The organism is Klebsiella sp. Sb-30 (genome assembly GCF_057652795.1).
The window spans coordinates 1,012,811-1,027,639 of the sequence record NZ_CM172749.1; the positions used below are offsets into that span (position 1 = coordinate 1,012,811).

Annotated in this window: 12 protein-coding genes; 9 read left to right on the top strand and 3 right to left on the bottom strand. The window is 61.7% G+C overall.

Features of this window, described 5'->3' with window-relative positions:
- The first annotated feature begins 13 nt into the window (after positions 1-13).
- The gene (gene fucO, locus AC236I_RS04875) at positions 14-1,162 is read left to right on the top strand and encodes a lactaldehyde reductase (protein WP_015585851.1); all 1,149 of its coding nucleotides are present in this window, start codon (positions 14-16) and stop codon (positions 1,160-1,162) included.
- Positions 1,163-1,215: 53 nt separating this feature from the next.
- On the opposite strand, the gene xni is transcribed toward fucO, so the two are convergent.
- Both xni and AC236I_RS04885 read right to left on the bottom strand, forming a co-directional pair.
- Positions 1,216-1,977 carry a flap endonuclease Xni gene (xni, locus tag AC236I_RS04880; protein ID WP_004867019.1) on the bottom strand — a complete coding sequence of 254 codons (762 nt, stop codon included), beginning with the start codon at positions 1,975-1,977 and terminating at the stop codon, positions 1,216-1,218.
- Between the two features lie 120 nt (positions 1,978-2,097).
- Positions 2,098-4,041 carry a sigma-54-dependent Fis family transcriptional regulator gene (locus AC236I_RS04885; protein ID WP_004867018.1) on the bottom strand — a complete coding sequence of 648 codons (1,944 nt, stop codon included), beginning with the start codon at positions 4,039-4,041 and terminating at the stop codon, positions 2,098-2,100.
- Positions 4,042-4,312: 271 nt separating this feature from the next.
- Between AC236I_RS04885 and ssuD the strand changes: the two genes are divergently transcribed.
- The 8 genes from ssuD to AC236I_RS04925 all read left to right on the top strand — a co-directional run bounded on the left by ssuD (position 4,313) and on the right by AC236I_RS04925 (position 13,819).
- Positions 4,313-5,485 (top strand): FMNH2-dependent alkanesulfonate monooxygenase, encoded by a 1,173-nt coding sequence (gene ssuD, locus AC236I_RS04890; protein WP_004867017.1) that lies wholly within the window; start codon positions 4,313-4,315, stop codon positions 5,483-5,485.
- Between the two features lie 46 nt (positions 5,486-5,531).
- Positions 5,532-6,929: an FAD/NAD(P)-binding protein gene (locus tag AC236I_RS04895; protein ID WP_015585852.1), complete on the top strand. Its 1,398-nt coding sequence runs from the start codon at positions 5,532-5,534 to the stop codon at positions 6,927-6,929.
- A 71-nt stretch (positions 6,930-7,000) separates the two neighbouring features.
- Entirely contained in the window at positions 7,001-8,407 is a 1,407-nt protein-coding gene (locus AC236I_RS04900; protein ID WP_004867015.1) for an LLM class flavin-dependent oxidoreductase, read from the top strand.
- The gene (locus tag AC236I_RS04905; RefSeq protein ID WP_004867014.1) at positions 8,404-9,423 is read left to right on the top strand and encodes a methionine ABC transporter ATP-binding protein; all 1,020 of its coding nucleotides are present in this window, start codon (positions 8,404-8,406) and stop codon (positions 9,421-9,423) included. Before AC236I_RS04900 ends, AC236I_RS04905 begins: the two co-directional genes overlap by 4 nt.
- The gene (locus tag AC236I_RS04910) at positions 9,420-10,118 is read left to right on the top strand and encodes a methionine ABC transporter permease (protein ID WP_004867013.1); all 699 of its coding nucleotides are present in this window, start codon (positions 9,420-9,422) and stop codon (positions 10,116-10,118) included. Before AC236I_RS04905 ends, AC236I_RS04910 begins: the two co-directional genes overlap by 4 nt.
- On the top strand, positions 10,115-10,993 hold the full coding sequence (locus AC236I_RS04915; RefSeq protein WP_004867012.1) for a MetQ/NlpA family ABC transporter substrate-binding protein: 879 nt from the start codon (positions 10,115-10,117) through the stop codon (positions 10,991-10,993). Before AC236I_RS04910 ends, AC236I_RS04915 begins: the two co-directional genes overlap by 4 nt.
- Positions 10,994-11,163: 170 nt before the next feature.
- On the top strand, positions 11,164-12,585 hold the full coding sequence (locus tag AC236I_RS04920) for an MFS transporter (RefSeq protein WP_064359163.1): 1,422 nt from the start codon (positions 11,164-11,166) through the stop codon (positions 12,583-12,585).
- Positions 12,586-12,595: 10 nt separating this feature from the next.
- Positions 12,596-13,819, top strand: coding sequence for an acyl-CoA dehydrogenase family protein (locus AC236I_RS04925; protein WP_180862645.1), 1,224 nt, complete (start codon positions 12,596-12,598; stop codon positions 13,817-13,819).
- Positions 13,820-13,859: 40 nt separating this feature from the next.
- Here the strand turns inward: AC236I_RS04925 and AC236I_RS04930 are convergent, their stop codons facing one another.
- Positions 13,860-14,798, bottom strand: a complete 939-nt coding sequence (locus tag AC236I_RS04930; protein ID WP_487608705.1) for a sulfonate ABC transporter substrate-binding protein — start codon at positions 14,796-14,798, stop codon at positions 13,860-13,862.
- Positions 14,799-14,829 lie beyond the last annotated feature (31 nt).

Genomic DNA, 14,829 nt, shown 5'->3' on the forward strand with positions numbered 1-14,829 from the left:
GCGGGAGGCGACGATGGCGAACAGAATGATTTTAAACGAGACGGCATGGTTCGGCCGGGGAGCGGTGGCGGCGTTAGCCGATGAAGTGATTCGTCGGGGGTATCACAAAGCGCTGATAGTCACGGATAAGAATCTGGCGCAGTGCGGCGTGGTCGACAAGGTGACGCGCAGGATGGATGACGCGGGCCTGGCCTGGGAGATGTTTTCCGGCGCGATCCCTAATCCGACGATTGCCGTGGTGCAGGAGGGGCTCGGGGTGTTTCAACGCAGCGGCGCCGACTACCTGATTGCGATTGGCGGTGGTTCGCCGCAGGATACCTGCAAGGCGATCGGCATTATCCACGCTAACCCGGAGTTTGCCGACGTACGTAGCCTGGAAGGGCTATCGCCGACCCGCAATCCGGGGGTACCGATCATGGCCATTCCGACCACCGCAGGAACCGCGGCGGAAGTGACCATTAACTATGTGATAACCGATGAAGCGCAGCGGCGTAAATTCGTCTGCGTCGATCCGCATGATATCCCTCAGGTGGCCTTTATCGATGCCGATATGATGGACGGTATGCCGCCGGCGTTAAAAGCCGCGACCGGCGTGGATGCGTTGACCCATGCGATTGAAGGCTATATCACGCGGGCGGCATGGGCGCTGACCGATGCGCTACATATTAAAGCCATTGAGGTGATTGCCGGCGCGCTGCGAGATTCGGTAGCCGGCGATAGTCAGGCAGGGGAAGCGATGGCGCTGGGGCAGTACATTGCCGGCATGGGATTTTCCAACGTCGGGCTGGGGCTGGTGCACGGTATGGCGCATCCTTTAGGGGCGTTTTACAACACGCCGCACGGCGTGGCGAATGCCATTTTGTTACCCCACGTGATGCGCTACAACGCCGACTTCAGCGGCGAGAAGTTCCGCGATATCGCTCGCGCGATGGGGGAGAAGGTGGATGGCGTGAGTCTGGAGCAGGCGCGCCAGTCCGCCGTTGATGCCGTCTTCCGTCTTAACCGCGATGTCGGTATTCCCCCGCATCTGCGTGACGTCGGGGTCCGTAAAGAGGATATTCCGGCGCTGGCGCAGGCGGCTTTTGCTGATGTCTGTACCGGGGGGAATCCACGGGAGGCCAGCCTGGAGGAGATTATTACCCTCTATCACACCGCGTGGTAGTGCCTCAGGCGGTCACTGCACAGGGCGATGCCGGCATCGCCCTGTCAGTTTGTTTATGCCTGGGGGGCCAGCCGCAGCTGCTGTAAATTGCCGTCGAGCTGTAAATCGGTCTGCAGGCGGGCTATCTCGCGGCAGGTAAAGGCCATCTCTTTATGCTCTTCCAGTTTTTTGCGCCATTTTTCAGGCACCTTCGCCAACTGAGCATAGATGCCCTCCAGATCCTGATACTCCGTTAACAGCTGTGCCGCGCTCTTTGGGCCAATCCCCGCCACGCCCGGGACTTTAGAACTGCCGATCCCCGCCAGCCCCCAGTAATCAGGCAGCTGCTCCGGCGTGACGCCAAACTCTTTGGCGATGAAAGGGGCATCCAGCCAGCGTTTCTGAAAGTAGTCGCGGATCAGAATCGTCGGCGACAGCAGCTGGCAATAGCCTTTATCGGTAGAGACGATCGTCGCCTGATGTCCGGCATGGGCGACTTTGATTGCCAGCGTGGCGGCGAGGTCATCCGCTTCGTTGCCTGCTAAAGCCCAGCAGCGGATCCCGCGCTGCTCAAAGGCCGCGCGCAGGGCGGGCATTTCGGCTTCGAGGGTTTCCGGCATGGGCGCGCGTCCGGCTTTGTATTCCGGCAGGCGCTGGTGTCGCCAGCCGTGTGCGCGATCTTCGTCATCAAAAACCGCCACGGCATGGGTTGGCTGGCTATGAACGATGAGCTGCTCCAGCGCGTGCAGGCAGGTGTCAACGCAGGGGGATCCCTGCACCGCATGAATACGGCGGATCAGATTGAGTGCGTCGACAATTAACAGATGAACGGCCACAGATACCTCCAGGCGAGCCTGTCGAAACCGGCCCTTATTCACAGAACCTTAAGGGTATCATTGCCGTGGCGGAGAGGCTATCGGCACGGGGGCATTCGGGAAGATGCGCCGCAAAGAGGCTTAATCAGCGTGCAGCAGCAGGCCCGGTTCGCTGTTGGTGGCCTCGCCGTACCAGACCGCTTCGCGGACCGAAACCGGCTTGCCGATCAGGCCCAGCGCATAAAAACGGTCGGCAATGGTTTGCTGCGCGCGGATCACTTTGAGATCCATCATCCGCGGGCGATGGCTGCGGCGGGCCAACGCCAGCGAGAGCGATGCGACGTTAATCCCCAGCTCCGCCGCCAGCAGTCCGGCGGCTTCATCCCGCCGTCGATCGATAAACTGTCCGGTTTGCGTCAGCTCGTGCAGCAGGCGTTGCATGATATCGCCGTGACGCGTTACGTAGTCGCGGCGCGACAGGTAGAACTGATGGTTTTGCACCCGACCTTCGCCGTTGGCCACCACCCGTAACTCCCCGGTGTGTTCGGCGTCGCTTAACAGCGGATCCCACATCATCCAGGCATCCACCGCCAGATAGTCGCTGGCGGTCAGCGGGTATTTGGGCGGGGTGTAGACAATCCTGACGTCATTTAAGCCCAGCCCCGCCTCCTCGAGAATCTGCAGCAGCAGCCAGTGCACGTTTGACCCTTTGTTCAACGCAATACGTTTTCCGCGCAAGTCGGCAATCGTGCGGATCGCGCTATGTTGCGGGACAACCATCGCTACGCTCTGCGGCGCGGGCGGTTCCCACGCCACGTACACCAGTTCGCTGTTCGCGGACTGGGCAAAGACCGGCGGCGCTTCGCCGGTGGTGCCAAAATCGATTTCGTGGCAGGCGAGGGCGTGCAGCAGCTGTGGCCCGGCCGGGAATTCGCTCCACAGCACGCTGACGCCGAGATGGGCGAAGGCGCTTTCCAGGCTCTGTCGGGCCTTTAAAATGCCCAGGTTGCCAAAACGCTGATAGCCAATACGTAGCTCGCGGTCGGCGGAAACGGTGCCGGACAGCGGGCGCGGCGTGGTTTCTACCCGCCGACGGCTTTTAATCAGTCCAATGTTGGCCAGCTGTGTGCGTAAAGTATGGCGACTGATGCCCAGCAGCGCCGCCGCCTGGCTTTGATTGTCATCGCAGTGGGCCATCGCTCCGCGGATCAGCGCCCCGGTGATGCGCTCCCACAGCGCCTCGCCTGGTTGGTTAATTTGCTGATAGATAAAGCTATCCAGTTCATTATCCGTAGCTGTCGCCGGCGTATCGTGCAACGTGCTCAGCCGCAGCTGCGCGGGCGTAATCTCCTCCTCTTTGCTGAGCAGAACCGCGTTATGTAACGTATTTTCCAGTTCGCGAATATTGCCGGGCCACGGATAGTCCATCAGTCTCGCCAGCGTTTCCGGCGCCAGGCGGCGGGTCGGACGACCCAGCCGGCGGGCATACAGCGTTAAAAAGTGATTGGCCAGCTGAGGAATATCCTGGCGGCGCTGGCGCAGCGGCGGCAGCGGCACGATGGCGATATTCAAACGGTAATAGAGGTCTTCGCGGAAGCGGCGTTCGCGGATTGCCTGGGCTAAGTCGACATGGGTGGCGGCGATGACCCGCACATTCACTTTGATGGCCTTGCGCGAACCGACGCGGGTAATTTCCCGCTCCTGCAGCACGCGCAGCAGCTTGACCTGCAGCGGCAGGCTCAGTTCGCCGATCTCATCGAGCAGCAGGGTCCCGCCCTCGGCGGCTTCAAACCAGCCGGGGTGGCTCTGCACCGCGCCGGTAAAGGCGCCTTTTTCATGGCCGAAGAGTTCAGCTTCCGCCAGGCTTTCGGTCAGCGCGCCGCAGTTAACGGCGAGAAACGGCTGGTGGCGACGCGTGCTGTGATGATGAAGATAGCGGGCAACCACCTCTTTACCGGTGCCGGTTTCGCCGACGATCAGGACGGTGGCTTCCGTTGGCGCCAGCTTGTCCAGCAGGCTCTGAAACGCTTTCGACGCCGGGTCGATGAGCACGGGCGTATCGGACAGGGATTCAGGATTGAGCATGGTGGACCTCCGTTAAATGACGCCTTGAACTTATCCTCTGCCGGCGACAGACACCAGAGGGGGACGCCGCCGGTTTGTTGCAAATGCGTCAGTGTCCACGCAGGCGCTGACGCATTTGCAACAGCATGGATGTCGGCTGTGTTTTTTAATTATTTGATTTTATTTGATTTATTTTTATCTCGTCGTTGGCACGATAATCGCTAACACTCATATAACCAAATTAAAACATCTCTTCGATAAATATCGAATATGGTTATATAGGAAATGGATAATGACGCAGAAAGCGAGCGAGAAGATCAATGTGTTCTGGTTTTTGCCCACCCACGGCGATGGCCGTTATCTGGGTACTACCGAAGGCGGCCGCCCGGTGGATTTGCCTTATCTCCAGCAGGTGGCGCTGGCCGCCGATAGCCTCGGCTACTACGGCGTGCTGATTCCGACCGGGAAAAGCTGCGAGGACTCCTGGCTGGTGGCGTCGGCGCTGGCGCCGTTGACCCGTCGCCTGCGCTATCTGGTGGCGGTGCGCCCCGGGCTACAGCCGCCAACGCTGGCGGCGCGAATGGCGGCCACCCTCGATCGTCTGTCGGAGGGACGGCTGCTGATCAACGTGGTGACCGGCGGCGATCCGGTGGAGAACAAAGGCGATGGGATCTTCCTCAACCACAGTGAACGCTACCAGGTGACCCGCGAATTTCTCGACGTGTACTCCCGTTTGCTAAAAGGCGAAAAGGTGGACTATCGCGGGGAGCATATTCATGTCGAAGGGGCGGAAGTGCTGTTTCCGCCGGTGCAGGAAGATGGCCCGCCGCTGTACTTTGGCGGCTCGTCGGAGGAGGCCATTGACGTCGCCGCTGAGCAAATCGATAGCTATCTGACCTGGGGGGAGCCGCCGGCGCTGGTGGCGGAAAAGCTGGCTATCGTCCGTGAACGCGCCGCCGCCCGCGGACGTACCCTGCAATACGGTATTCGCCTGCATGTGATTGTCCGTGAAACGGAAGAGGAGGCCTGGGCCGCCGCCGACCGGCTGATTGCCCACCTGGATGATGACACCATTGCCCAGGCGCAGAAGATCTTCGCGCGTATGGATTCCGCAGGTCAGGCGCGGATGAGCGCCCTGCACAACGGCTCCCGCGACAATCTGCGTATTGCGCCAAATCTGTGGGCGGGCGTCGGGCTGGTGCGCGGCGGGGCGGGGACGGCACTGGTGGGTAATCCGCAGCAGGTGGCGGAGCGCATCCGTGAATATCAGGCGCTGGGGATCACTAACTTTATCTTCTCCGGCTATCCGCATCTGGAAGAGGCGCACCGCTTTGCCGATTTGGTGATGCCGCTGCTGCCGCTGGCCAGCAACGCCCAGCCAAAAGCGCGCGGCGTTAATACCGGGCCGTTCGGTGAAACCATCGGCGGCGATAAGCGCCCGGTAAAACAGGTCAGCGCCAGCTGAGCGGAGGTCGCTATGTTTCGCTTCTTCTTTTATAAGGCGGTGACCTATGCCAGCTGAACCTCATATCACGATCGTCGGCGGCGGCTTTAGCGGCGCGGCGGTGGCGATTCATCTGCTTGGTCTGATGCCGGAAGGGCTACGGGTAACGCTGCTGGAGCCGCGTACCGTTCCCGGGGCGGGCGTCGCCTATTCCACCGCTGAACCCAGCCACCGAATCAACGTGCCCGCCTCGCGGATGCAGTTGGCCGGTGAGGAAGAGGGCGCTTTTGACCGCTGGTACCGTAGTCAGCCTGCTTTTGCTGACGATCCGCAGGCGCGGCGTGAAGACGGCTCGCTGTACCCCCAGCGCGGCCAGTTCGGGCGCTACGTCAGCCAGCGTTTTGCCGAGGCGGTACGGACGAGCGGCGGGCGACTGGTTCACCTGCGTGAACAGGCGCTGGATTTTGACGAGAGCGCTATCACCACCGATACCGGTCGTCGGCTGCAAAGCGATCTGCTGATTCTGGCGGTGAGTCATCCGCCGCCGGCGCTGCCGCGGCTGGCGGTGCCTTTTCACGACCACCCGGCGCTGATTGCCAACCCGTGGCGTGCGGACACTCTCACCCCGATCGCCGCGGATGCGCGGGTGGCGGTGATGGGAACCGGGCTGACGATGGCGGATTGCATCGCCACGCTATCCCGGCTCGGCCACCGCGGGCCGATTACCGCCTTTTCGCGCCGCGGTCTGTTATCCCGGGGCAACACCGGCAGCGCTGCGGCGCCCTGGCCGGGTGAGTACGATCAGGGCTCGCTCCGTCAGCGGCTGCGGCTGGTGCGCGCCGATGTGCTCCGCGCGGCAGAGCAGGGGCTTCCCTGGCAGGTGGTGCTGGACGCGGTACGTCAGCAGGGACAGCGCATCTGGCAGACCCTGACGTTTGCCGACCGTCAGCGCTTCCTGCGTCATCTGCGGCGTTACTGGGATGTGCATCGTTATCGCATTGCGCCGCAGGTCGCCGAGGTGATTGAGCAACGTCAGCGCGAGGGGAGCCTGAAGGTGCTGGCCGCACGGCTGACGGCGCTGGAGAGCGAGGCCCGTTCCCTGACGCTTACCCTGACCTTGCGAGAGGGCGAGCGCATTGCCCTGACGGTCGATCGCCTGATTCTGACTACCGGCCCGGCCCACGGCGGGCTGATCGACAGCCAGCCGCTGCTGCGCGAACTGGCCCGGCGCGGTCTGATTCGCGCCGATAAGCTGGGTCTTGGGCTGGACGTTGATGCTCACTCCCGGGCGATTGGCCGGGAGGGGCGCGCGATACCCAATCTGCTGATCTCTGGCCCGGCGGCTCGCGGCTATTTTGGCGAACTGATGGGGCTGCCGCAGGTTGCCGATCATGCTGCCGCCGTCGCCGCTGAGGCTTTACAGGCGCTGGGGATTGGGCAATCCGCCCGATGTCCCACGATTTAACCCCCCATTCCCCTTATTCCTTGATGTGTTAAGCGTGCGTTCCGTTGACGGAATGCACCGTGGAGAGCGCTATGTCATCACAACGTGAAATTCGCCTGAATGCTTTTGATATGAACTGCGTCGGTCATCAGTCGCCGGGGCTGTGGACCCATCCGCGCGACCGCTCGTGGCAGTATAAGGACCTTGATTACTGGGTTGACCTGGCGCGTCTGCTGGAACGCGGTAAGTTCGACGGCCTGTTTATTGCCGACGTGCTGGGCATCTACGATGTGCTGAACGGCAACGGCGATGCCGCCATTCGCCAGGCGACGCAGGTGCCGGTGAACGATCCGCTGGCGCTGATTACCCCGATGGCGCTGGTGACGGAGCATCTCGGCTTTGGCCTGACCGCCTCGCTGTCGTTTGAGCACCCGTACCCGTTTGCCCGCCGTCTCTCGACCCTTGACCACCTGACCAAGGGCCGGGTGGGCTGGAACATCGTCACCTCGTATCTGGAAAGCGGGGCGCGCAATATTGGTCATCAGGCGCAGACCGATCACGATGCGCGCTATGACTACGCCGATGAGTATCTCGACGTGGTTTATAAGCTGCTGGAAGGGAGCTGGGAAGATGGCGCGGTACTGCGCGATCGCGAGCGCGGGATCTTCAGCGATCCGCAAAAAATTCATCCGATCAACCACCAGGGCAACTTCTTCACCGTGCCGGGGATCCACCTCTGCGAACCGTCGCCGCAGCGCACGCCGGTGCTCTATCAGGCCGGGGCGTCGAGCCGCGGGAAGCAGTTTGCCGCCGGGCACGCCGAGTGCGTGTTTGTCGCCGCGCCGTCGAAAGTGCTGCTCAAAAAGACGGTAGCGGATATTCGCCGTCGCGCCGCCGAAGCCGGGCGCGACCCGCGCAGCATTCTGATTTTCAACCTGCAAACGGCGATCGTCGGTGAAACCGACCGCGAGGCGCAGGCCAAATGGCAGGAGTATAAATCCTACGTCAGCTATGAAGGGGCGCTGGCGCTGATCTCCGGCTGGACCGGGATCGACTTCGGCCAGTATCAGCCGGATCAGGTACTGAAATACCTGCATACCAACGCCATTCAGTCGGCGGTTGAAGCCTTTTCCACCGCCGATCCCGATCGTCAGTGGACGGTACAGGCGCTGGCCGACTGGGTGGGGATCGGCGGCTTCGGCCCGCTGATTGTCGGCAGTGCGCAAACCGTCGCCGACGAGCTGCAATCGTGGGTTGAGGAGACCGATGTTGACGGTTTCAACCTGGCGTATGCCGTCACCCATGAAACCTTCCGCGATGTGGTGGAGCTGCTCATTCCCGAACTGCAAAAACGCGGCGTCTTTAAGCAGGAGTATCGCGAAGGCACCCTGCGCGAAAAATTGTTTGGCGCCGGGCCGCGACTGGTGGCGCCGCATCCGGGCGCCGGATACCGGCGTGGTACCCGCATCGATGTCGGGGCAGAGGAGAAGGTGACATGATCGAAATAGACAACCTGCATAAGCGCTATCGTACGGCAGACGGGCGGTTCAGCGAGGTGCTGAAAGGGCTGTCGCTGCGGGTACCGACCCGCTCCATCACCGCGGTGGTGGGGCCGAGCGGCGCGGGAAAATCGACCCTCGCGCGCCTTATCAGCCTGCTGGAGCGTCCCGACAGCGGCAGCATCCGGGTTAACGGCAACGACCTGTCGTTGCTCAGCGGCGAGGCGCTGCGTCGCGAGCGGCGCACGATCGGTACCGTTTTTCAGTCCTCCGCGCTGCTCAGTCGTAAAACGGCCTGGCAAAATATCGCCCTGCCGCTGGAATACCTCGGGGTGGTCGAGCGCGATATTAAAGCCCGGGTCGGCGAACTGCTGGAAAGCGTTGGGCTGAGTCATAAGGCGGACGCCTGGCCGGCGCAGCTTTCCGGCGGCCAGCGTCAGCGGATTGGTATTGCGCGTGCGCTGGCGCTGCGCCCGTCGGTGCTGCTGGCGGACGAGGCCACCTCCGGGCTGGACCCGCAGGCCACCGCCGCGGTGCTCAATTTGCTTAAACGCCTGCGCGATGAGTATCGCCTGGCGATCGTGCTGATTACCCACGAGATGGACGCGGTACGGGCGGCGGCGGATGCGGTGGCGGAAATTCGTGATGGCGCAATTGTGCAGTTTGGTCAGGTGAAAGAGCTGCTGGCGCGCCCGGATTCGCTACTGGGTCAGCAGCTGCTGCCGCTCTCTCCGGTGGCGGCCCATAGCGATCTGCTGTTGCGGTTGAGCTATCGCTGGGATGTGCCGGTGGCCACCGACTGGATCAGCCGCCTGAGCCAGCAGTTTGCGCTGCAGATCGACCTGCTCGGCGGCCACGTTGAGACGATCAACGGCCGGCTGGCGGGAAGGTTACAGGTGGGGGTGCGCTTTCAGGGCGAGCGTCTGCCGGCGGCGCGGGTGCTGGCGCTGCTGGCGCAGCTCGGTATCGCGGCGGAGGTGCTTGACGGCGCGCCCGAACTACAGGAGGCGGTATGAAACCTTCGGTAATCAGCCAGGATACCCCCTGGAGCGAGATCCATACGCTGCTGCTGCCCGCCTACGGCGAAACCTGGCTGATGGTGGCCATTGTGATGCTGTTTGTGGTGACCCTCGGCGGCGTGGTCGGGGTGGTGCTATTCAATGCCTCGCCGCGCGGATTATTCCCGCATGCCGCGCTGTACCGGGTGTTGAACTGGGTAGTGAATATGGGGCGCTCTCTGCCGTTTCTGGTGCTGATGGCGGCGATTATTCCTTTCACCTTCTGGCTCACCGGGACGACGATTGGCATTCCGGCCGCCGTGGTGCCGATGATTGCCGCCGGGGTGCCATTTTTTGGCCGGCTGGTGGAAAACGCGCTGCGCGAACTGCCGGCGGAGGTCACCGCCGTGGGGATCGTCTGCGGCGGCTCGCGCTGGCAGATTATCCGCAGCGCCCAGCTGAGTGAAGCCCTGCCCGCGCTGGTGGCGGCGGTGACGCTCAACCTGGTGTCGATGATCGAATACTCCGCCATTGCCGGCACCATCGGCGCGGGAGGCATCGGCTATCTGGCGGTGGTGTACGGCTACCAGCGCTTCGACAATCACATCATGATCGCCACCATTATCGCGCTGATCGCCACTATCCAGCTGATTCAATTTTTCGGTGACCGTCTGGTCAACAAACTTCGCCACACGCAGGGGATCGCTTCATGACAACAGAACAGTTTGAGTTACGTAAGGCCCGACGCTGGCCGTGGCTGGCGGCGCTGGTAGTGATTGTGGCGCTGGCCGTCGCCTTCTGGTGGTGGCGAGGGCAGGCCCAGTCGCAGCAGGTGGTGTTCGGCACCACCCTGAAAATTCACTATGAGCCGGCGATGGCCGGTGAACAGCGAATTATTGAGTACATCGGCCAGCATATTGCGCCGGATTACGGCCTCAAGCTGGAGGCGGTGGGGGTGCAGGATCCGGTGCAGGCGGATCGCGCGGTGGCGCAAGGGGAATATGCGGGAACCATCTATCAGCATCAGTGGTGGCTGAAGCAGGTGGTGGATGCCAACGGCTTCGCGCTTTCCACCACGGTACCGGTGTTCCAGTGGGCCTTTGGGATTTACTCCGATCGCTATAAATCGGTTAAGGATCTGCCGAACGGGGCGACGATCGTGGTGCCGGATGATGGCGCCAACCAGGGACAGGCGCTGTGGCTGCTGCAGCGCATCGGCCTGATTACGCTCGACCCGGCGGTAGAGCCGCGCACGGCGAAGCTGAAAAATATCGTCGGCAACCCGCATCAGTTTAATTTCAAAGAGCTGGACCTGTTAACCATGCCGCGGGCGCTCAATTCGGTGGACGCGGCAATCGGCTATGTCTCGCAGTTTGATGCCGGGAAAGTATCGCGCGATAAGGGCATCTTATTCCCGCCTGCGCCGCGGACTTTTGCGTCGCAGCTGGTTATCGGGACGCCTTATCTGTCGCAGGAGAATATTGTCAAATTGCAGCAGGCGTTTTCCGACCCGCGCATTCAGAGCTGGCTGAAAACCACCGATGACCCGCTGGTTAAGGATGTGCTGGTGCCCGTTTCCGCAGAATAAGTTTGCCAATCGATGACCTTGCAGGACGGGCGGAAGCACGTCCTGTTTTTGTTGTTTTATTTAATTAACTTATTGAATATATTGATTTTTATATGCATTTTTATTGGTTGGGTTTTATCGGCTGACGGCCTATAACTGCGATCACCTGCACAACATAACAAGGTGAAAACATGAGTACGCTGTCTGTTGATAATCCCGGCGTGGCCTCCGCACCGGTGAGTAGCGTCGGGGATGTGGCGCGGCTGATCAATTCGGGCAAGGATCAGGCTAAATATGCGCGGATGATTGTCTTCCTCGCTCTCGGCGGCGTCTTTCTCGACGCCTATGATTTAACCACGCTCTCCTACGGCATCGACGACGTGGTACGTGAATTCCAGCTCTCGCCGCTGCTGACCGGCCTGGTCACCTCATCCATTATGGTTGGTACCATTATCGGCAACTTAATCGGCGGTTGGTTGACGGATAAATATGGCCGCTATTCGGTGTTTATGGCCGACATGCTGTTTTTCGTCGTCTCGGCCATCGCCGCAGGTCTGGCGCCCAACGTCTGGGTGCTGATCGGCGCGCGTTTCCTGATGGGCATCGGCGTGGGCATCGATCTGCCGGTCGCCATGTCCTACCTCGCTGAATTCTCCCGTTTTACCGGCAAAGGTAACAAGGCCGCGCGCCTCGCCGCCTGGTGCCCGATGTGGTACGCCGCTTCAACGGTATGCTTTCTGATTATCTTCGGCCTCTATTTCCTGCTGCCGCAGGAGCACCTCGACTGGCTGTGGCGCGCCTCGCTGCTGTTTGGCGCCGTCCCGGCGCTGCTGATTATCGCCGTGCGCAGTAAATTTATGAATGAGTCACCGCTGTGGGCGGCAAACCAGGGAGACCTGGCTTCGGCGGTGCGTATTCTGCGCGACTCTTACGGCATTGCCGCCCATGAAGCGCCGGCTGAACGCCCCGCGCCGCCGCCGAAAGTGAGCTTCCGTGTACTGTTTGAAAAGCCGTACCGCGAGCGCACCATCGTCGCCGGGGTGATGAATATCTGTATCTCCTTTGAGTACACCGCCATCGCCTTTTTCCTGCCGTCGATCCTCGCCCAGTTTCTCGGTGCCGGGGTGTTTGAAACCATCTCCGCGTCATTGGGGCTGAACGCGCTGTTTGCCTTTACCGGCGGGCTGCTGGGGATGCATCTGGCGTGGAAATATCCGTCGCGCCACGTGGCGATTGCCGGCTTCGCGCTGCAGTTTATCGCCCTGATTGTCCTTGCTCTGGTCGGCCAGCCGCAGGCCACCGTCGGGGTGGTGCTGGCAATTGCGATGCTTGGGCTGTGGCTGTTTGCCGAGGGTTTCGGCCCCGGCGCGCAGCTGATGATCTATCCGGCGCTCTCCTATCCCACCGCGATTCGCGCCACCGGCGTCGGCTTCAGCCGGGCGCTCTCCGGGATCGGCAGCGCGCTGGCGCTGTTCGTGCTGCCGTTGCTGCAGGCCTCCCTCGGCACGCAGATGTTCTGGGTGGTGTCGCTGGCCGCCATTATTCCGATCTTCTTCCTGCTTGCGGTTCGCCACGAGCCGACGCGTCACGATATTGACGATAGCCACCATTAAGGAACAGATGATGACATTACTCTCTACCGGTACCGATTATGAACAGCTGGCCGCGGCCTTCCGGCCGATTTTTTCCCGCATTGCGCAGGGGGCGGCGAACCGTGAACAGCACCGTATTTTACCCGACGAGCAGATTCGCTGGCTGAAGGAGGCGGGCTTTGGCACGGTGCGTATTCCGCGGGAAAAGGGCGGCTGGGGCGCGTCGCTGCCGCAGCTGATTGCCCTGTTGATTGAGCTCGCCGAGGCTGACTCGAACCTGCCGCAGGCGCTGCGCGCCCATTTTGCCTTTGTTGAAGATCGCCTGAATCAACCGGACTCCGCGCAGCGCGATCGCTGGTTTCAACGTTTTCTCGACGGGGAGCTGGTGGGCAGCGGCTGGACCGAAACGGGGGCGGTGAAGCTTGGGGAGGTGAATACTCAGGTGACGCCGGATGACCGCGGATGGCGCTTAAGCGGCGAGAAGTTTTACAGCACCGGGACGCTGTACGCCGACTGGATTGACGTCTTTGCCCGCCGCAGCGACAACCACGGCGATGTCATCGCACTGGTCAGCACCCGGCAGAGCGCGGTGGAACGCGATGACGACTGGGATGGCTTTGGTCAGCGTCTGACCGGCAGCGGCACCACCCGCTTTAAGCAGGCGCAGGTTGAGCAGGAACATGTCTACGATTTTGCCGAGCGCTTTCGCTACCAGACCGCCTTCTATCAGCATATCTTACTGGCGACGCTGGCGGGAATCGGCCTGGCGGTAGAACGCGATGCCGCCGAAGGGGTGAAAAAACGCTCCCGTATGTACAGCCACGGCAATGCCGCCGTGCCGCGCGACGATCCTCAGGTGCTGCAGGTGGTGGGGCAAATCAGCAGCTGGGCGTGGGCGACCCGCGCGGCGGTGCTGCAGGCGGCGGAGTCTTTACAGCAGGCCTATATTGTTCATGCCAGCGGCGACGAGGCGCTGATTGAACAGCGTAATCGGCTGGCGGAGGTCGAAGCGGCGCAGGCGCAGGTGGTTGCCAGCGAATGGGTGCCGCGTGCGGCGACCGAGCTGTTTAACGCTCTCGGCGCGTCGGACACCCGGGTGGGTAAAGCGCTCGATCGCCACTGGCGCAACGCGCGTACCGTGGCCTCGCATAACCCGGTTATCTACAAAGCGCGCAATATCGGCAACTGGCTGGTCAACGGCGAGGCGCCGACCTTTATCTGGCAGATTGGCGACGGCGAAAAGGCGCAGGGTTAGCAAGAGGGAAGGCGACGGGGAGGCCCGTCGCCGGCAAGGGTTATTTATCCTGCGACCAGGTGGCGCTGCGCACGTCCACTTTCACCGGCAGCAGGCCGATACGCGTGAAGGTATCCGCCAGCGCCTGCTGCTCGTTATAGACCCCGGGCGTCATGCGTTCGGCGCCGTAGGGCAGGCGGGCGAGCGCTTTCAGCCAGATAGCCTTATCCAGCCCGGTGGAGGTTGACAGAATTCCGGCGGCGTCGTCCTGATGGGCGTTCGCCCAGTCGCTGAGCTGGCGTAACTCATCCACCACCTGTTTGGCGGTATCCGGGTGGTTTTCGGCAAATTTGCGGCTGGCGAGATAGAAGGTGTAGTGCGGTACCAGCCCTTCAGCGTTGCGGATCTGTCGCGCCTTAGCGTTGGTTTCAACTTCGGCAAGGTACGGGTCCCAGATAACCCAGGCATCAATCGCCCCACGCTGGAAGGCGGCGCGGGCATCGGCCGGAGGCAGGTAAACCGGGGTGATATCTTTATAGCTCAGCCCGGCTTTTTCCAGCGCGGCCACCAGCAGGTAGTTGACATCAGAACCTTTATTCAGCCCCACGCGCTTACCTTTCAGGTCGGCCACGTTGTGAATCGGCGAGTTTTCCGGTACCACGATAGCTTCGGTTTTGGGGTTTGCCGGCGAGTGCGCGAGGTAGACCAGATCCGCCTGAGCGGCCTGGGCAAAGGCCGGCGGCGCATCGCCGGTGGCCGCGAGGTCAATACTGCCGACATTCAGCCCTTCCAGCATCTGCGGGCCAGCCGGGAATTCCACCCAGCGTACGGCGATGCCCTGTTTTTTAAACGTCTCATCGAGGGTGCCACGATACTTAAGCAGGGCGAAGATATTGGCCTTCTGATAGCCAATGTTCACGGTTTCCGGCGCCTGAGCCAGCGCGGACGCAGACAGCCCGAGCAGCAGCGGCAGCGCGGCCAGATGCAACCTTTTGGACATGATATGTTCTCCTTTGGCGGTTTGCCGTAAG